The sequence below is a fragment of the Agromyces tardus genome, from assembly GCF_003710805.1.
In the GTDB taxonomy this organism is placed as follows: Bacteria; Actinomycetota; Actinomycetes; order Actinomycetales; family Microbacteriaceae; genus Agromyces; species Agromyces tardus.
Genome location: NZ_RHHB01000068.1, coordinates 1 through 18,453, shown reverse-complemented (window position 1 = coordinate 18,453; position 18,453 = coordinate 1). Strand labels below are relative to the sequence as shown.

Sequence of the window (18,453 nt, the reverse complement as noted above, 5' to 3'; positions counted from 1 at the left end):
CACGGCGCCCGCCGCATCGCCCGCACCGGCGTCCGCCTCTGCGCCCGCTCCCGCGCCGGCCCCTGCTGCCGCTGCGTCCGCGGCGCCCGCCGCCGCGAAGCCGACCGGATCGTGGCACGCCCTGCGCACCGCGGTGCGCGAGCCGATCCCGCGGTTCGCGATCCTCGCGATCGTCTGCTCGCACACCGTGATGGTCGGGATCATGGTCATGACGCCCGTGCACATGACGGCGCACGGCGCATCGCTGCTCGCAGTGGGCATCGTCGTCAGCATCCACATCTTCGGCATGTACGGCGCGAGCCCGCTCTTCGGCTGGCTGGCCGACCGCATCGGTCCGGTGCTCGTGATCGCCGGCGGCGCGGTGCTGCTGCTCGCCGCCGCGCTCATCGGCATCTTCGCCCCGCCGGGCGACATGCTCCTGCTCCCGCTCGCGCTGGGGCTCCTCGGCTTCGGGTGGTCGGCCGGGCTCATCGGCGGATCCATGCTGCTCACGACCACCGTCGATCCTGCGCACCGGGTGCCGCTGCAGGGGGCGACGGATGCCACGATGAACGTCGCCGCGGCCGCATCCGCCGCCCTCTCCGGTGTCGTGCTGGGCACCGCGGGGTACGCGGGAGTGAACGTCGTGGCGATCCTCGTGCTCGTGCCGCTCGCCATCGCGGGCTTCACCCTGCCGCGCGGCCGCATGCGCGTCGCGACCTGAACGCGCTCCCACGCTCCTCCCAGTCAACGCGACGGATCCTCACAAAGTAGCGTGATGGGCTGTCTCGGTCCCCCAAAACGCCGACACAGAAACCCCCCTACCTGTGCCCCAGCTCTTCAGCCTGCCCTCGATCCGCCGTGCCTCCTTCCAGGCACCCGATCCCGCCGCCGTCGCGGCGCTCGGCCTCGCCGCCGGCGACCCGGCCGACGAACCGGTCGTTCCGGCTGATCCGGTTTCCCCCGCCGATCCGGGTTCCGCGGCCGATCCGGCCGCCGCGACCCCGACCGACCCTGCGGATCCCACCGGCCCCGCCACTCCGACCAGCCCCGCGCACCGCTCCGACCAGCGCGGCGCTCGCCCCGCAGGCACCCATGGCACGCCGCGCCACCGGGCCGAGCCCATCGGCAACCGTCGCCCGTCTGCGGCCGCCGCCCGCCGCATCGCGGCGCTCGGGTGCGCCACGGTCATCCTCGGCGGCAGCGCGTTCGGCGCGGCCGCGGCATCCGCCGACGAGGCCCGCGCGACCACCTCCGTCGCCGCGGGCGCCGCATCGGGCTCGAACGCGCAGCCGGTCGACCCCGTCGCGGCTGCGGCCGCCGACGAGCTCGTGTCGGCCATCGATGCGCAGGCCGACGCGGGGCCCGTCGTGACGAGCGGCCTCTCCACGGCGGCGGCTCCGTTCACCGGCGGCACGCAGGTGACCGTGCAGGGCCAGCACCTCGACGAGGTCACCGGCGTCAGCGTCGGCGGAAACCCGGCTCCGATCGTGTCGGCGACCGCCGATGCGGTGACCTTCGCGGTTCCCGCGGTCGACGACGCCGTGCGCGGCGCGGTCGAGGTGGCGTTCACGGATGCCTCGGGCCGGCCGGTGGACATCGAGACGCCCGTGGCATCCGCCGCCGCCTCGGTCGGGCCGTCGGCCGTGACGACCGAGCTCACCGGCATCGCGAACGCCTCGGTGCGCCCCGCCGGCACGACACAGCAGGCCCTCACGCTCACCATCACCGACGACGAGCGCATCAACGCGCAGGTCGACTACGTGCTCACCTACTGGAGCAGTTACAACACCGCCCAGTACACCGTCCTGAGCGGTGTCGACTGCGCGAACTTCGCGAGCCAGTCCCTCGTCGCACGCGGTTGGGCAATGGACGGCACGTGGTACTACGACGCCGCGACGGGAGCCATGGGCCCGGCCTGGTCGAGCTCGACCGCGATGCGCGACTGGCTGCTGTCACGGCCCGACCTCGCGACCCCGCTCGACGACTCGCAGCGCGACCAGGTCAAGGTCGGCGACATCGCCCAGTTCGACTGGGACTCCTCGGGCGACCGCGACCACACCGCCGTCGTGACCCGCGTGGAGCACACGGACGCCGGCACCAGGATCTGGGTCGGCGGCCACACCAAGGATGCCGACTACTGGGACGTCGACGAGGCGCTCGCCACCGGCGGTGGCTCGGTCACCTACTTCTCGCTCAACTGAGCGCGCACCCCTGACGGCGACCGATCGTGCGTCGTCAGCCGCCGAGCGCCTCGACGACGCGGTCGAACCACGCCGCCGACGCCGCCTCGGCGGCGGGGCGCAGCCGTGCCGCGTCGGCCTGCGCCTGCGCGCGGGTGTCCCACGCGCCGCCGAGCGCATCGGCCCCGCTCGGGGACACCGCCGCAGCCAGGTCGATGACGCCGTGCTGGTCCCACCAGCCCGTGGCGCCGCGGAGCTTCACCGCGGTGTAGTCGTCGGCCGAGAGCGCGGCGACGGGAACCCCGCCCGGGCCCGCGAACACGGCCGGGTGGTAGCGACTCGTGACGAGCATCGCGGCGCCGCGCGCGAGTCGTGCGGCGGGTCGCGGATCGCCGGGCTGCAGCGCCTCGGCGGGCGCGCGCATGGCCGCTCGGACCTCGTCGTGCAGCACCTCGTCGCCCGCGGTACGGCTCGGGTCGAGCGAGCCGAAGTGCGGGTGGAACACGATCGGGCGACCGGCGCGCTCGGCGAGTCCGTCGAGGGCGGCGGCGAGTCCGGCGACCGCCTGCGGCCGCGGCAGTCCGCCGAGGTGGAGCGAGAGGCTCACGAGGATCGGCGCGACGGCCGTCCCGGTGCCGCCGAGGCCGCCGCCGGTGCCGAGGCCGAGGAACGTCGCGTCGTCGCGGTTGGCGGCCAGCCGGTCGCGTGGGACGCCGAGCTCGAGTGCGAGCCGTTCCGACGCGTGCTCGCGCACCCCGACGAGGCGCGCGCGCCGCAGCAGTCCGCCGACGAGCTCGCGCTCGGCGGGATCGAGCCGCGGCCCGAGGGTCTGCCCCGTCACGACGAGGGGGCGCCCGAACGCCTCGGCGATGACGCCGAGCGCCGCCCGCTCGAAGACGTGCATCGGCCAGTTCGAGGCCATGTTGCCGCCGCCGGCGATCGCCGCGGCATCCGCCCCCGCGACCGCGTCGATGACGCCCCATGCGGGATCGTCGGCGGGAAGCGCCCGCTCGCCCGCGGCGCAGCGCGCCACCGCCGCGAATCGTGCCTCCATGTCGGCGCGGCCACCGGTGAAGCCGATCGGGGGCACGGCCTCGATCCCGTAGCGCTCCGCCGTCTCCGGCGGATCGCTCGAGACCCCCACGATCGAGCTCGCGCCGCGTGCGCGCAGTGCCTCGACGAGGGCGTCGAACATCGCCTCGTCGCCGATGTGCATCATGCCGTCGACCACGCCGACGTCTCCGATCACGACGATCCGCATCCGCTGCCCTGCCTTTCCCGGCACCCGTTTGTCAAGGCGAGCCGAACGTACAACCTGCACAAGTATCATCCAGAGCGCACGAACGGATGCCGCCGCCGGCCGCAGCGCTCGCGCAGCGACCGAGGGGGTGCATCCGTGGGAGTCCAGACCGCGCTCGATGCCGTCATCCAGGCGCCGACGATCGTCGACGCCATGCGACTCGCCGACGACCTGGCCTTCGAGGCCGGACGGGACCCGGGGGTGCGCACCATCCGCGTGCTCGCGCAGGCGCTCGGCGGCGACGACGAACTCGCCGCAATCGCTTCGACGCACGCGCTCGCCGAGGTGTTCGACGGCGAGGCCGGCCGGATGCTCGTGCGCCTGCTCTCCGACGACCGGCTCTTCCTGCGCGAGCATGCCGCGTGGGCGCTCGGCTCCGGCCTCCCGCGCGCCGACGCGATGGGCCGGCTCCTCGGCATGGTCGTCGAGGGCGGGTTCGCCGGGATGCTCGCGCAGCGCACCCTCGAGCAGTGGTCGGGCACCACGGCCGAGCAGCTCGTCGTCGGCATCGAGGGCGCCCTCCTCGGCGTGCACGAGCCCGAGGCCCGGGCGCGCCTCGTCGAGACGCTCGGCCTCGTGCGCAACTCCATCGCCACGGCGCCGCTGCTGCGATCGGCGTCGGATGCCGCGGAGCCCGAGGTCGTGCGCGTCGCCGCCGTGGCGGCCATCGGCCAGCGCACGCCCGATCCTCGGCTCGTCGACCTGCTCGACGAGCTCGCCCTCGGCGACGGACTGCTCGGTGAGGTCGCCCGGCTCGCCCTCGTCGACCTCGACGCCGTGGCCGAGCCCCCGTCGCGCCGCACAGAGGGGCTCACGGTCGCGCAGCTCTTCCTGCATGCCGACATCGACCCGCTCCTGAGCTCGGCCGGCGCGGGGGACAACGGCGGCATCGCCACGCTGCTCGTGCGCCTCGGCGACGCGCTCGTCGGCGACCCCGAGACGGGAGTGGACCGCGTGCTCACCCTCTCGCGCGGGTCCGTGCGCGAGGCGACCGCCGACCTCCTCGCAATGCAGCATGGCGAGAGCGGGCACGTCTACGGGCGCGTGCCGCTGCTGCGCGACCCGATGCCCTCCGCCTCGGCATGGCCGCTGCGCGTCGTGACGCGGCGCGGCATCCGTCGCATCCTCCGCGCCGCGGGCGGAGTCGACCTGCTGCACCTGCGCATGGCCGACATCGGGAGCCTCGCGGCCGCGGATGTCGCGCGCGAGCTCGGCATCCCGGTCGTGTTCACGGTCGCTCCCGATCCGCACGCCGTCATCGAGTCGCTCGACCGTTCGGGCCGGCTGACGCGGGCCCAGTTCGGCCGCACCGACCACGCCGAGCACTTCTGGTTCCGCACGCGGCTGGTGCAGCGGCTGGCCGCCAATGCCGCCCACACCGTGCTCTTCCCGCGCCCGCGCCTGCAGGACGACATGCGGCGACTGGTCGGCATCGACCTCACCTCGCACGCCGAGCGCCACACGATCGTGCCCGAGGGCGTCGACCTGGCGACGATCGACCGGGCCGTGGCCGAGGCCACGGCGCACGCGCGCGGCGGCGAGCCCGTGGCGGCGTTGCGCGAGCTGCGCACGCTCGTCGAGGAGCTCCCGCCCGAGCGACGCGAGCTGCCGCTCATCGTGACCGTCGGCCGCCTGCACCGGGTGAAGGGCATGGCCGCGCTCGTGGAGGCGTGGGCCACGGGCTCCCTCGCGCAGCGCGCGAACCTGCTGATCATCGGCGGCGACGTCGCGCACCCCTCGCCCGACGAACGCGAACAGCTCGACCGCATCGACCAGGTCGTGCCGGAACCGGAACGCGCGCGAGCCGGGCTGCTGCTGCCCGGGCACCGCCCCAACGACGTCGCCGCGCGCTGGATCGCCGCCGCCCGCGTGGGCCTGCCCGGTCTGTCGGCGCCCGGCGGCGTCTATGCCTGCGCGAGCATCAAGGAGGAGTTCGGCATCGCCCTCCTCGAGGCGATGGCGACCGGGCTTCTCGTCGTCGCGCCCGACGGCGGCGGCCCGGCCACGTACATCGAAGACGGCGTCACCGGCGTGCTCACCGCCACGTGGGACCGCGCGCGGCTGCACGACGCACTCGACGTCGCGCTCACGGCGGCAGCCGCGGAGCGCGACGACGCACGCGCTCGACGGTCGCGCGCGATGGTGCACGACAACTTCACGATCGGGCGGATGTCGGGCGCCCTCGGCGGGGTGTACCGCGGCGTCGCCCGCGACGAGGCGGCCCTGCTCGAACGAGTGGACCCGGCTCGATGACGCTGCTCGTCATCAGCCCGGACTACGCCTCGCACCTCCTCCCGCTCGCCACGCTCGCCACGGCCTGGCGAGATCGGGGCGAGCGCGTCGTGGTCGCGAGCGGCCCGGCGACCGCGGGCATCGTCGACGGATTCGGCTTCGAACGTCGCGACCTGCGCCTCGGCCGCGGCTCGAACCCCGGCGTCATCAAGGCGGAGGACCAGCCGGTCGACGAGGGCGAGTCGCTGCGGGGCTTCTTCGACGCCACCCGGCGCGGCGCGGTGCCGACCCTGCGCTACCAGGCCGCCGAGCGGCTCGTCGACCTGATGTGGCAGCCGGTGGACGCCGCCCGCGCGACGCAGCGGATCGTCGAGGAGATCGCGCCCGACCAGGTGATCGTCGACCACCTCGCGTTCAGTGCGCGGCTCGGGCTCACGACGGCACGGATCCCGCACGGCGACGTCGTGCTCGGCCATCCGAGCGCGCTTCCCGTCGGCGACGAGGTCTACGGGGTCCCGCCGGCGTGGCCGCAGGCGTTCCGGCCCGACGCCGGTGAGCTCGACGAGCTCCGGCGCCTGTGCGATCGCGTCGCCGCCCGCTTCACCGAGGAGTGGAACCGCGCCGCGCGCGAGCTCGATCCGGCGTTCCCGCCCACGGCCGACGCCTTCGCCGAGCACGGACCGCTCGTGCTCTACAACTACCCGGAGGAGCTCGCCGACGACGAGCGGCGCTCGCTCCTGCCGCCGCACCGCTTCCTCGGGTCGGCGCGCCGCGTCGAGGATGTCGACCCCGACATCGAGCGCTGGATCGCCACCGCCGGGCGCTTCGCCTACGTCAGCTTCGGGAGCTTCCTGTCGGTGCGGGGCGACGTGCTGCGGCGTGTGGCCGACGCCGCACGCGCACGGGGCGTGCGCCTCGCGATCGCCACGGGGTCGACGGATGCCGCGGAGCTCGGCGACATCCCGGCCGACTGGCTCGTGCGCGACTACCTGCCGCAGGTGCGGCTGCTCGCGGCCGCGGCCGCCACGGTGACGCACGGCGGAAACAACTCGGTCACCGAGGCAGTCGGATCGGGCGTGCCGCTCATCGTGCTGCCGTTGTCGACCGACCAGTTCGCGGGTGCCGCCGCGATCGAGCGCAGCGGCTTCGGCGTGGCGCTCGACCCGAACGCGGCCACCGTCGACGAGCTCGCCGATGCGTTCGAGCGCGTGCTCCACGTCGGCCCCGAGGCGCGCGCACGGCTGGATGCCGCGGCGGCGCGTCAGGCCGCGACGCCCGGTTCCGAGCTCGCGTTCGCGGCCCTCACGGCCTGACCCTCGGCCACGAGGCGGGACATCGCCGCGGGGTCACCGGCCGCGCCGCGGTACCGCTCCATGAGGGCTGCGTTGCGGTCGTACTGCGCTCCCGCGCGCTGCTCGCCGACGTGGTGCAGCGCGTAGACGCGGCCGTGGTGACGCTGCGGGGGAGCGCCGAGCAGGGTCTCGTGGGCGAGGTACCACGCGGCATCCTCGAAGCCCCAGCCGCGGAACCGCTCGTCCTGTCCGCCGTGCGCCTCCCAGGTGCGCCGCGTCGTCACGTACACGCCGGAGCACGCGCCGTTCACGAGCACGTAGCTGCACTCCGCCGGCGCCGTGCCGGCGGCGAACTCCGACGAGCCCTCGGCGCCGAGCCAGTGGTACGAGTCGTACGGCAGGTGCACGCGGCCGCTCCCGGGCGCGGCGGCGACGGCCTCGCGGAGCGCGGCGGGCTCGGGCAGCGTGTCCGCGTCGTTGATGACGATCACCTCGTCGGGGTGGGCGAGGCCGGCCACCGCGAGGTTGCGGGTGCGGGCGAGCACGAACACGTCGTCATCCGAGTCGATCGTCTCGATGCGGAACTCCGGCAGCTCCCGTGCGTACCAGTCGAGGAGTCGTTCGAACGCGTCCACCCGCGACGGCGCGGGACGCCACGGGATCACCACCAGATTGCTCACCACGTCACTCTAGGGTGCGCGGCTGGGCGGGTGGGACGGCCTTGACAGGCGCGTGGATCGCCGGGGTCTCGAGACGGAGCTGCGCGCCTCCTCGACCCGCACAGGGGATCAGCCGGCGGCGCCGAGGGCAGCGCCCACGATCTCCTTCGCCTCGGCCTGCACCTTCGCGAGGTGCTCCGGGCCCTTGAACGACTCGGCGTAGATCTTGTAGACGTCCTCCGTGCCGCTCGGCCGGGCCGCGAACCACGCGTCGGCGCTCTCGACCTTGACGCCGCCGATCGCCGCGCCGTTGCCGGGCGCCGCCGAGAGCTTCGCCGTGATCGGCTGGCCCGCGAGCTCGGTCGCCGTGATCGCATCGCCGTCGAGCTTGCCGAGGGCCGACTTCTGCGCGGGGGATGCCGCGGCATCCGTGCGCTCGTAGGCCGGATCGCCGAAGCGCGCGACGAGCTCGGCGTAGAGCCGCGACGGGCTCTTGCCGGTGACCGCGCGGATCTCCGATGCGAGCAGGCACAGCAGGATGCCGTCCTTGTCGGTGGTCCACACCGTGCCGTCCTTGCGCAGGAACGACGCACCGGCGCTCTCCTCGCCGCCGAAGCCGACCGAGCCGTCGATGAGTCCGGGCACGAACCACTTGAAGCCGACCGGCACCTCCCAGAGCCGGCGCCCGAGCGCGTCGGCGACGCGGTCGATCATCGAGCTCGAGACGAGCGTCTTGCCGATCGCGGCATCCGACCGCCAGCCGGGACGGTGCGTGAAGAGGTACTCGATCGCGACGGCGAGGTAGTGGTTCGGGTTCATGAGCCCGCCGTCGGGCGTGACGATGCCGTGCCGGTCGGCGTCGGCGTCGTTGCCGGTGAGGATGTCGAAGCCGTCGCGGTTCGCGAGCACCGACGCCATCGCCGAAGGACTCGACGGGTCCATGCGGATCTTGCCGTCCCAGTCGAGGGTCATGAACGCCCACTTCGGGTCGACCTTCTCGTTGACCACGGTGAGGTCGATGCCGTAGTAGTCGCGGATCGCGCCCCAGTAGCCCACCGACGCGCCGCCGAGCGGGTCGGCGCCGATGCGGATGCCGCTGCGTTTGATCGCGTCGAAGTCGATGATGTTCGCGAGGTCCGCGACGTACTCGCCGCGGAAGTCGTAGGTCTCGACCGCGGACGGCTCGGCCTGGTTCACCTCGTGGAGGCCGGCGGCGATGAGCTCGTTGGCGCGGTTCGCGATCCAGGTGGTCGCGTCGGAGTCGGCCGGGCCACCGTGCGGCGGGTTGTACTTGAAGCCGCCGTCCTGCGGCGGGTTGTGGCTCGGCGTGATGACGATGCCGTCGGCTTCGCCCTCGGCGCGCCTGGCGGGGTCGTTGTTCCACTTGAGGATCGCGTGCGACAGTGCCGGCGTGGGCACGTAGTCGTCGTACTGGTCGGCGAGCACCCGCACCCGGTTGCCCACGAGCACGTCGAGCGCCGTGGTCTGCGCGGGACCGCTCAGCGCGTGCGTGTCGGCGCCGATGAACAGCGGCCCGGTGATGCCCTGCGCGGTGCGGTAGTCGACGATGGCCTGCGTGATGGCGAGGATGTGGTCTTCATTGAAGCCCGTGCCCAGCGATGAGCCGCGGTGGCCCGAGGTGCCGAACGCGACCCGCTGCTCGGGCACCGAGACATCCGGATGCAGGTCGTAGTACGCCCGGAGCAGGGCATCCACGTCGATGAGGTCGGATTCGGTCGCCGGTGTTCCCGCTCGCTCGTGCATGGAGTCAGTCTGGCACTCGGCTCCGACCCGCGGGAGCCCCGATGGCCCATTCACACGCAGCCGTCAGAACAGCGAGTGGATGCCGGTGGCGACGGTGTAGATGGCCAGCCCGGCGAGCGCGCCCACCACCGTGCCGTTGATCCGGATGTACTGCAGGTCGCGTCCGACCTGCAGCTCGAGCTTCTCGGTGGTCTCCCGCGGGTCCCACCGTTCGACGGTCTCGGTGATGACGCCGGCGATCTCGTGGCGGTACCGCCGCACGACGTAGGCCGCGGCATCCGTCACCCACAGGTCGACCTTTGCCGCGAGCTCGGCGTCGGTCGCGAGCCTCGTGCCGACCTCGAGGATCGCCTGGCGCAGGCTCGAGCGCAGGGCGCTCGCCGGGTCGTCGAGCGCCTCGCCGAGCGACACCTTGATCGACGACCAGGTCTCCCCGGCGAACTCGCGCAGCCGCGGACTGTCGGCGAGGTCGGCCTTGAGCTGCTCGACGCGCGCGATCATGGCGGGGTCGTGCTGCAGGTCGTCGGCGAGCTCGGCGAGCCAGCCGTCGATCGCGACGCGCAGCGGATGCCGCGGATCCTCGCGCACGTTGCGCACGAACGCGAGCGCCTCGCGGTAGGCCCGGTCGTCGACGACGCGCCCGACGAACCCGGGCAGCCAGCGCGGCAGCCGGTCGGACACCATGCTGCCGAACGCCTCGGGGTGGGCGGCGAGCCATCCCTCAGCGCGCTCGAAGATCGCGTCGACGGCCCCGCGCTGCTGGTCGGCGGCGATGAGCCGCGCGCCCACGCGCCCGATGGGCGGCCCCCACTCGGGCTCCAGCAGGTGCCGGCGGGCGAGCTGCTCGATCACGTCGGCCACGTCGTCGTCGGCGAGCAGCGTGAGCACGCCGCGTCCGGCGACCGACATCTCGGCGGTCACGCGCTCGGCGTGCCCGGGCTCGCGCAGCCACTCGCCGAGCCGGTTCGCGATGCCGATCGAGCGGAGCTTGCCGACCACGACCGCATCCGAGAGGAACTCGTCCTCGACGAAGGCGCCGAGGGCCGCGCCGATCTCGTCCTTCCGGTTCGGGATGATGGCGGTGTGCGGGATCCGCAGGCCGAGCGGATGCCGGAACAGCGCGGTCACCGCGAACCAGTCCGCGAGCGCGCCGACCATGGCGCCCTCGGCCGCGGCGCGCACCCAGGCCATCCACGGCACGGTGTCCTGCAGCGCGAACGACACCGCGAACACGGCGGCGGCCCCGAGCAGCAGCCCCGTCGCGACGCGCTTCATGCGCACGAGCGCCGCGCGCCGCTCGGCGTCGGTCGGCACCGTGCGCGCGGTGGCGGGCCCCGTCTCGTCGATCACGGTCATGAGCCGACCCCCTCACCCCTCGGGATTGCCGTCGGTCTCGACGCTAGACCCTCCGTCGTCCGGCGCTGGCTAGGCTTGGCGCATGACGGATGCCGCACCCCCACGACCCGACGAGACGTACTCGTACCTCGGGCCGGCCGGCACCTTCACCGAGGCGGCGCTCAAGCAGGTGCCCGAGGCGGCCGGCAAGCACTGGCGTTCGGTCAACAACGTGGGCGAGGCGTTCGCCGACGTCACGAGCGGCCGCTCGATCGCGGCGATGATCGCCATCGAGAACTCGGTCGACGGCGGCGTCTCGGCGACGCAGGACGCCCTCGCGACCGTGCCGGGCCTGCGCATCGCAGGGGAGTACCTCGTGCCCGTCAACTTCGTGCTCGTGGCCCGTCCCGGCACCGCGCTCGACGAGGTGCACGTCGTGAACGCCCACCCGGTCGCCTACGCGCAGTCGCGCCGGTGGCTCGAGGCGAACCTGCCCGACCACGGCCACATCCCCGCGACGAGCAACGTGCAGGCCGCGGCATCCCTCTTCGAGAGCAGCAACGCGGATGCCGCGGTCGCCCCGCCCGGCATCGTCGACCACCTCGACGTCGAGGTGCTCGCCGAGCAGATCGGCGACAACCCCAACGCGGTGACCCGGTTCGTGCTCGTCACGCGCAAGCGCGCGATCCCGCCGCGCACGGGCGCCGACAAGACGAGCCTCATCGTCGAGCTGCCCGACGACGAGCCCGGATCGCTCCTCGCGATGCTCGAGCAGTTCTCGACCCGCGGCGTGAACCTGTCGCTCCTCGAGTCCCGGCCGATCGGCGACGAGCTCGGCCGCTACCGCTTCGTGGTCGACCTCGACGGGCACGTCGAAGACGAGCGGGTCGCCGACGCGCTGCTGGGCCTGCGCCGCTCGAGCCCCAACGTCATCTTCCTCGGCTCGTACCCGCGCGCCGACCGCCGTGAGGTGGAGTACCACTCGAAGTACGACGACGAGATCTTCATCGAGGCACGCGACTGGCTGCGCGGCATCCTGAGCGGGGAGCCCGAGGGCGACTGACATGGCCGGCGAGGCGGCGAGGGAGCCGAGGTTCGACCCGAGGTTCGACCCCCGTTTCCAGCGCGGCTACGAGCCGCCGACGGATGCCGCCCGGCCCGCGCCGGGCCCCGCGCGGCCCGTCGCCCCGACGCGCGCGGCGCAGGCGCAGCAGGACCCCGGTGCAGGCACCAGTGCCGGCGCCGGTGCCCGTGCCGTTCCCAGCGCACCGGATGCCGAGGTCGAGGACGAGCCTGCATCCGGAGCACCCGATGCGCAGGTCGCGACCGCGGCGGAGGCCGGCCGCACGGCCGGCGCGCTCGGCCGGGTCGGAGCGGATCGTGCGCGGCCGTGGCTCATCGCCGCATGGATCGTCGCCGCCGGCGTCATCGCGACCGGATCGGTGCTCGTCGGGATCGCGGTGACGAGCGTGCGCGTCATCCAGCCCACCGGCACGATCGACCAGGCGGTGATGGTGCAGGTCACCTCGTTCTCGATCGCCCCATCCCTCATCGAGATCGGCGTGATCGGGCTCGTGGTGCTCGTCGCGGTCTCGGGAGTCCGGCGAGCCCGCACCGCGCCGAGGCAGGCCGGGACCGCGCGCGCCGTCGCGGGTGCCCTCCGCGACCCGTCCGTCATCGTGCTCGCGATCATCGCCGCGGTCGGCGTCGCTATCGCGACGTGGTCGGTCGGCTGGCAGCCGGAGCCGGCTGGCAGCGTCACCTACTTCGGTCAGCCGACGTACGACGACCTCTGGCCCGTGCGGCTCGACTACCTCGCCTCGACGGTCGCGGGCGCGGCGACGATCGCCGCGGTCGGGGGATGCATCGGCGCGCTCGTCGTGATCGGCGCTCGGCTGCGCGCGCGGTGACCTCGCGGAGCGGCCGGTGCCGCTCGTCACGGCGAGACGACGATGCGGTTCTCGACGTGCTCGACGTGCGGCGACGCCCACGCGACCGTCTCGGCCTCGGACCGTTCGAGCCACGACCGCACCCGGCCGGTGAGCACCACGTTCGTGCCCTCCGCGGCCACGTGCACGTGCTCCCCGTCGACCGTCGCGGTGCGCACGAGGGCGTGCCGGATGCGCTCCGCCGTGTCCTCGGCGGACGCGCGACGGATGAGCGCGATGCGGCTCTCGACCGAGACGACGCCGGGCACGCGCTCGACGACGCGGCGTGCGCGTTCCCGCTGGAAGTTCCACGGCACCTCGCCGAGCAGGAGCACGTGATGGCCGGTCACCTCGGCGTGCACGGAGTTCGGCGGTGTGGAGACCCATGCGATGGCCTGCCGCACCGCGGCCGCGAGCTCCTCCTCGGAGACCGCCTGCGAGCCCTCGGGCGGACGCACCGTCAGGTCGTCGATGACCGTCGTCACGCCCTGCACGCGGGCCGCGGCCCGCATCGCATCGCTGCGTTCGTGCGCGCCGGCCACCTGGCCGGACAGCCGCACGGCGCCGTCCTCGACGGAGACGCCGATGCCGGCGGAGTCGAGGCCCGGAGTCCACTCGAGCTCCTCCTGGACCCAGAGCTGCACCTCCCGATCGGTCATGGACCTCGAGCCGCTCATGATGCCGTCCCTTCGTTGCGCCCTTCGAGTGTCGCCCCTGAGGGGGCCGTCGATGCGGGCACTTGGTCCCCCGGGCGGCCGGGCGCGCCCGCGGTCTCGTCATGTGACCTTCGGCCCCAGCGTGCCGGGGGGCGCAGAGCAGGCTGACGATATGTCGGAGCTCAGGGTGGACGCATCCGTACGCAGCGGTGCCCCCATCGTGGTCGGGATCGACGGGTCGGAGTCCTCGCTCGACGCGCTCGACTACGCGCTGGACCTCGCCGAGAGCATGCAGCGGCCCGTCGAGGCGATCGCCGTCTGGCACATGCCGCCGTTCGTCTACGGCGGGTACTACCCGCTCATGGACTGGACGCCGGAGGACGATGCCACGAAGGTGCTCGACCGCGCCGCGGAGGCCGTCTTCGGCGCCGAGCGGCCGGGCTGGTTCCGGCAGACCGCCGTCGAGGGCCGTGCGGCGCCCGTGCTCATCGCGGCGAGCGAGGACGCGGAGATGCTCGTCCTCGGCAGCCGTGGGCACGGCGGCTTCACCGGCCTGCTGCTCGGATCGGTGAGTGCGGCCTGCGCCGAGCACGCGAAGTGCCCGGTGCTCGTGGTGCACGACCGGGACGCGGGCGGCGCCGGCGAGGATGACGAGGACGCAGACGGAACGGAGCGGTGATCCCCATGCTCAAGCGGATCGTGGTCGGGTGGGACGGAACGCCAGCCGCGGAGTCGGCACTGCGATGGGCGGCCGCCCGCGCGGGCGAGGTCCCCGTCGTCGTGGTGCACGTGCTGCCCGGAAGCGCCACCTCCAGCGAGTACCTCCGGGCCGGCGGCGAGCTCTCCGCCGAGCGGGTCCGGCTGATGGATGCCGCGGACGAGCTCCGCTCGCAGCATCCGGGCCTGCACCTCACCACCTCGACCGTGCACGGCACGGCGGTGAACGAGCTCGGCGCCTACGCCGGACCGGGCGTGCTCATCGTGGTCGGCGACGCGCGACACGGCCGGGGCTCGCGGTGGACGCTCGGCGTGCGCCTCGCGGGCCGCGACGGGCGCGGGGGAGCCGTGGCCGTGATCCCGGCCGACCTCGGCGACGCGACCCGCTCGGGCGTCGTCGTCGGCACCGACGGGTCGGCGGCCTCGATGGCGGCGATCGAGTTCGCGGCGCAGGAGGCGGAGCGCCTCGGGGAGGAGCTCGAGATCGTGCACGCGTGGCTCGTCCCCGCGGCGTGGGAGTCGGCGTACGACGAGGCGACGAGCGACCAGCGCCTGCTCGAGGAGATGCACCGCGACCTGCTCGACGAGTCCGTCGAGTACGCGCGAGGGCTCGGCGCCCGGCCGACCGGACGCCTCGAGCAGGGCAGCGCGGCCGACGTGCTCGCGGCCATCGGCACCCGGGCCTCGGTGCTCGTGGTGGGCGGCCACGGCGCGGGCGCCGTCGCCCGGTTCCTGCTCGGCTCGGTCAGCCATTCGGTGCTCCTCACCGTCACCGCGCCGACGATCGTCGTGCGGACCGCGAGCTGACGGAGGCCGGCATGTCGTACCGCATCCGCTTCCTCGGCGCGGCGGACACCGTCACCGGGTCGCGCTACGTCGTCGACTCCGGGGACTCGCGCGTGCTCGTCGACTGCGGGCTCTTCCAGGGCTACAAGGTGCTGCGCGAGCGCAACCGCGCGACGTTGGGCGTGCCGCCCGAGTCGATCGACGCCGTCGTGCTCACGCACGCGCACCTCGACCACTCGGGCTACCTGCCGGCGCTTGTTCGCGACGGCTTCAGCGGGCCCGTCTACGCCACTCCGGGCACGAGCGACCTCGCTCGCGTCATGCTCGCCGACAGCGCCCATCTCCTGGAGGAGGAGGCCCAGCACGCGGCGCGCGGGCACTGGTCGGTGCACCGGGAACCGACGCCGCTCTACTCGACCGAGGACGTCGCGCGGGCGATCCGGCAGTTCCGGGCCGTCGAGTTCGGGCACCGCATCACGGCAGCCCCGGGGATCGAGGCGGCGTTCGTGCACGCGGGCCACATCCTGGGCGCCGCACAGGTGCGGCTCACGGTCGACGGCGGGGTCATCCACTTCACGGGCGACCTCGGCCGCGAGGACGACCCGCTCATGCGTCCGCCGGCGCCGCTCGAGGCGTGCTCCGTGCTCGTCACCGAGTCCACCTACGGCGACCGCGCGCATCCCGACGACGACCCCGAGCGCGAGCTCGGCGAGGTGATCCGCCGGGTGGTGAAGCGCGGCGGGGTCGTCATGATCCCCGCGTTCGCGGTCGGGCGCACCGAGACGGTGCTGCTGCACCTCTCGCGCCTGCGCGACCGCGACGAGATCCCCGACATCCCGATCTACCTCAACAGCCCGATGGCGGTCGACGTCGCCGGCATCTACGAGCGGTACCCGGACGAGCACCGCCTCGATGCGAGCGAACTCGAGCGCATGTACTCGATCGCCACGCGCGTTCGCACGGTCGACGACTCGAAGCTGCTCAACCTGCGCGGCGGGCCCATGGTGCTGATCTCCGCGAGCGGCATGATCACCGGCGGCCGGATCCTGCACCACCTGCAGGCCTACGGACCCGATCCCCGCAACGCCGTCGTGCTCACGGGCTTCCAGGCCGGCGGCACCCGCGGCGCCGCGCTGCTCACCGGAGCGAGGTCGCTGCGCATCTTCGGGGAGGACGTGCCGATCCGGGCGGAGGTCGTCTCGATCGAGTCGATGTCCGCGCACGCCGACGCGGACGGCATCATGACGTGGCTGCGTGCCGCTCCGGCAGCGCCGGCGGCGACCTTCGTCACGCACGGCGAGCCCGCGGCATCCGATGCCCTGCGCGCCCGGATCAAGCGCGAGCTCGGGTGGCGCGTGCGCGTACCCGAGCACGGTGAGACAGTGGACCTCGGCACGGGGACACCGGCCGTACGCGACCACGAGAGAGAGGGAGCCCACCATGTCTGACGGTGCCGGAGACCACCCGCCGACCCGCGCGCTCACCGAGGAGGAGTGCTGGGAGCGCATCGCGGCAGCGCCGTTCGGTCGCATCGCGATGGCCGCGGCGGGCGACGTGGACATCTTCCCCGTGAACCACAAGGTCGACGACGGCACGATCGTGTTCCGCACGTCAGCCGGTACGAAGCTGGTCGAGCTCACGATCCACGAGCGCGTCGCGTTCGAGGTCGACGGGTTCACGGATGCCGACGCCTTCAGCGTCGTCGTCAAGGGGCACGCGGCGGAGCTCGACCACTCGTGGGACATCGAGCACGCCGAGCGACTCGGCGTCCAGCCGTGGGCGCCCGAGGTGAAGGACCGCTGGGTGCGCATCACGCCGACCGAGGTGCACGGGCGCATGTTCCGGCGCGGCGCATCGGGCACGATCGAGGATCCGACGCAGTCCTCGTCGGACTGACCGGCTCGAACCCGACCGGCTCGAACCCGACCCGCGCCAGCCTCAGCAGGCCGAGGTGCGACGAACGCGGCCGCGCCGCGACACGAGCCACGTGAGGAGCCCCGCTCCCGCGGCCCACGCGGCGAGGACGCCGAGGTCGGCCCACGGCATCGTCGTGCCGTCGGGATGCCACGCGAGCACGAGCCCGCTGCGCAGGTGCGCGAGGGGGAAGAGCCGGCCGACGGCGCTCATCCACTCGGGGCCGCCGACGAGGAACACGTCGGAGAAGAACGCGAGCGTGAAGAGGATGACGAGCGCGAGCGCGCCCACCGCCCGGGCGCTCGACACGAGCGCCGTGAGCAGGAGCGCGCACGCGATGAAGGCCGCGACGGCCATGGTGACCACGAGCGCGCCGACGGCGGCGCCGGCCGGCGTCACGCGCATCCCGTAGGCGATCGCGCCCACGGCGAGGAGCACCGCGCACACGGCGAACGACAGCACGAGGCTCGCGGCGCCTCGTCCGATCCCGAGCTCGAGGGTGTCGAGCGGGGTGCCGCGCAGGCGCTTGAGCACCCCCGTCTCACGGGCGCGTGCCGACCAGTCGGCGACGTTCATGAAGGCGACGACGGCGACGCCCCACGTCGCCATGCTCGCCGCGGTGGTCGACACGAGGGTGGGCACGTCGAGATCGGGCGTGTCGCGCTGCATGGTGATGAGCAGCAGGAAGAGCCCGAGCGGCACGACGATCGCGAAGAACAGGTCGCCCGGGCGGCGGAGCATAATACGGAGGGCCGCGCCGCCCTGGGCCGCCACGCGCCGCATCGCGGACGGCGTGGCCACCGTCGCCCGCAGTGCCATGGCGTCCACGGGCGGCTCCCGCACGACTCCCGCGGCGCGGCCGCGCCGGGGGCGCCCCGGCACCGGACGGAAGGCGAGCACGGCCACGGCGGCGGCGCCGACGCCCCAGGCCGCGATCACGGCGAGCGCGGCGGCATCCCACCCCGACTCGGTCGAGTAGGGGTTGAACTGCTCCTGCAGGGTGGTGACGAACGGCTTGAGGGGGAACACGTCGGCGATCCGCTCGATCCACTCGGGCAGTCCTGCGCCGACGATGAAGATGCCCGAGATGAACGCGAGCGACACGGCGGTTCCGATCGAGATCGCCTCGGCGGCGCGGGCGCTCGGGGCGAGGGCGGCGACCGCCACGCCGAGCGTGCTGAACGTCGCGAGCGCGAGCAGGATCGTGACGACCATGGGCCCGACCGACTCCGGCGGCACCCGCACGTCGTAGAACACCCGTGCGACGCCGATCGTGACGAGCACCGACACGGCGCCCACGACGGATGCCGCGACCGTCTGCCCGAGCACGTACACGAGCGTCGGGAGCGGCGTGCCGCGCAGGCGCTTGAGCACGAGCCGCTCCTTCGCCTCGCCGACCGAGGTCGCGACGGCGGGGTACGCGGAGAAGAGGCATCCCATCGCGATCGCCGTGGGAGCGGCGAACTGCATCACGCGCAGCCCGGTCTGCTCGTCGATGACCGCATTCCCGGCGACGAGTCCGATGAGCCAGAGCCAGACGAGCGGCATGCCGAACGAGAAGATGAGCGTGAGCACCGAGCGGGCGTAGGAGACGAGCGCGTGCACGACCTGGCGGCCGAGCAGGCCCGCGAGCGTGGGGCGGCCCGCCTCGGTCGCGGCCGGATAGGGCGCCGCGGCCGTCGCCGCCGCGGCGGCCGTCGGGGTCCCG

General features: G+C 73.7%; 16 protein-coding genes. 10 read left to right on the top strand and 6 right to left on the bottom strand.

Annotation, left to right across the window (positions count from 1 at the left end; all coding sequences use genetic code 11):
- Positions 1-703, top strand: a 703-nt coding sequence (locus EDM22_RS18330; RefSeq protein ID WP_138708135.1) for an MFS transporter, incomplete at its 5' end; no start/stop codon positions are given.
- A 103-nt stretch (positions 704-806) separates the two neighbouring features.
- On the top strand, positions 807-2,183 hold the full coding sequence (locus EDM22_RS18325; protein ID WP_122938529.1) for an amidase domain-containing protein: 1,377 nt from the start codon (positions 807-809) through the stop codon (positions 2,181-2,183).
- Positions 2,184-2,217: 34 nt separating this feature from the next.
- Here EDM22_RS18325 and EDM22_RS18320 read toward each other — a convergent pair whose 3' ends face one another.
- A complete protein-coding gene (locus EDM22_RS18320; protein ID WP_170964204.1) occupies positions 2,218-3,423 on the bottom strand; it encodes a polysaccharide pyruvyl transferase family protein in 1,206 nt (401 codons plus the stop codon).
- Between the two features lie 135 nt (positions 3,424-3,558).
- Between EDM22_RS18320 and EDM22_RS18315 the strand changes: the two genes are divergently transcribed.
- Both EDM22_RS18315 and EDM22_RS18310 read left to right on the top strand, forming a co-directional pair.
- Positions 3,559-5,715 (top strand): glycosyltransferase, encoded by a 2,157-nt coding sequence (locus EDM22_RS18315; RefSeq protein WP_122938527.1) that lies wholly within the window; start codon positions 3,559-3,561, stop codon positions 5,713-5,715.
- Positions 5,712-7,007, top strand: a complete 1,296-nt coding sequence (locus tag EDM22_RS18310) for a nucleotide disphospho-sugar-binding domain-containing protein (RefSeq protein WP_122938526.1) — start codon at positions 5,712-5,714, stop codon at positions 7,005-7,007. The genes EDM22_RS18315 and EDM22_RS18310 overlap by 4 nt, the downstream gene beginning before the upstream one ends.
- Here the strand turns inward: EDM22_RS18310 and EDM22_RS18305 are convergent.
- The 3 genes from EDM22_RS18305 to EDM22_RS18295 all read right to left on the bottom strand — a co-directional run bounded on the left by EDM22_RS18305 (position 6,956) and on the right by EDM22_RS18295 (position 10,765).
- Positions 6,956-7,666, bottom strand: a complete 711-nt coding sequence (locus EDM22_RS18305) for a galactosyltransferase-related protein (protein ID WP_170964203.1) — start codon at positions 7,664-7,666, stop codon at positions 6,956-6,958. The genes EDM22_RS18310 and EDM22_RS18305 overlap by 52 nt on opposite strands.
- 108 nt (positions 7,667-7,774) lie before the next feature.
- Entirely contained in the window at positions 7,775-9,409 is a 1,635-nt protein-coding gene (pgm, locus tag EDM22_RS18300; RefSeq protein ID WP_122938524.1) for a phosphoglucomutase (alpha-D-glucose-1,6-bisphosphate-dependent), read from the bottom strand.
- A gap of 63 nt (positions 9,410-9,472) precedes the next feature.
- A complete protein-coding gene (locus EDM22_RS18295; protein ID WP_122938523.1) occupies positions 9,473-10,765 on the bottom strand; it encodes a DUF445 domain-containing protein in 1,293 nt (430 codons plus the stop codon).
- Between the two features lie 82 nt (positions 10,766-10,847).
- Here EDM22_RS18295 and pheA point away from each other — a divergent pair, with 82 nt between their 5' ends.
- Together pheA and EDM22_RS18285 are read left to right on the top strand one after the other, a co-directional pair.
- Positions 10,848-11,807: a prephenate dehydratase gene (gene pheA, locus EDM22_RS18290; protein ID WP_122938522.1), complete on the top strand. Its 960-nt coding sequence runs from the start codon at positions 10,848-10,850 to the stop codon at positions 11,805-11,807.
- A 1-nt stretch (position 11,808) separates the two neighbouring features.
- Positions 11,809-12,654, top strand: a complete 846-nt coding sequence (locus EDM22_RS18285) for a hypothetical protein (RefSeq protein ID WP_122938521.1) — start codon at positions 11,809-11,811, stop codon at positions 12,652-12,654.
- 26 nt (positions 12,655-12,680) lie between these two features.
- Here the strand turns inward: EDM22_RS18285 and EDM22_RS18280 are convergent, their stop codons facing one another.
- Entirely contained in the window at positions 12,681-13,349 is a 669-nt protein-coding gene (locus tag EDM22_RS18280; protein WP_122938520.1) for a BON domain-containing protein, read from the bottom strand.
- Positions 13,350-13,500: 151 nt separating this feature from the next.
- Between EDM22_RS18280 and EDM22_RS18275 the strand changes: the two genes are divergently transcribed.
- The 4 genes from EDM22_RS18275 to EDM22_RS18260 are packed head-to-tail and all read left to right on the top strand — an operon-like array spanning position 13,501 to position 16,727.
- Complete coding sequence (locus tag EDM22_RS18275) at positions 13,501-14,007, top strand: universal stress protein (RefSeq protein ID WP_122938519.1); 507 nt, start codon at positions 13,501-13,503, stop codon at positions 14,005-14,007.
- 5 nt (positions 14,008-14,012) lie between these two features.
- Entirely contained in the window at positions 14,013-14,852 is an 840-nt protein-coding gene (locus EDM22_RS18270) for a universal stress protein (RefSeq protein WP_245989538.1), read from the top strand.
- A gap of 11 nt (positions 14,853-14,863) precedes the next feature.
- The gene (locus EDM22_RS18265; protein ID WP_122938517.1) at positions 14,864-16,279 is read left to right on the top strand and encodes an MBL fold metallo-hydrolase RNA specificity domain-containing protein; all 1,416 of its coding nucleotides are present in this window, start codon (positions 14,864-14,866) and stop codon (positions 16,277-16,279) included.
- The gene (locus EDM22_RS18260) at positions 16,272-16,727 is read left to right on the top strand and encodes a pyridoxamine 5'-phosphate oxidase family protein (protein WP_122938516.1); all 456 of its coding nucleotides are present in this window, start codon (positions 16,272-16,274) and stop codon (positions 16,725-16,727) included. The genes EDM22_RS18265 and EDM22_RS18260 overlap by 8 nt, the downstream gene beginning before the upstream one ends.
- A gap of 42 nt (positions 16,728-16,769) precedes the next feature.
- On the opposite strand, the gene EDM22_RS18255 is transcribed toward EDM22_RS18260, so the two are convergent.
- Positions 16,770-18,453, bottom strand: a 1,684-nt coding sequence (locus EDM22_RS18255; protein ID WP_122938515.1) for an ABC transporter permease, incomplete at its 5' end; no start/stop codon positions are given.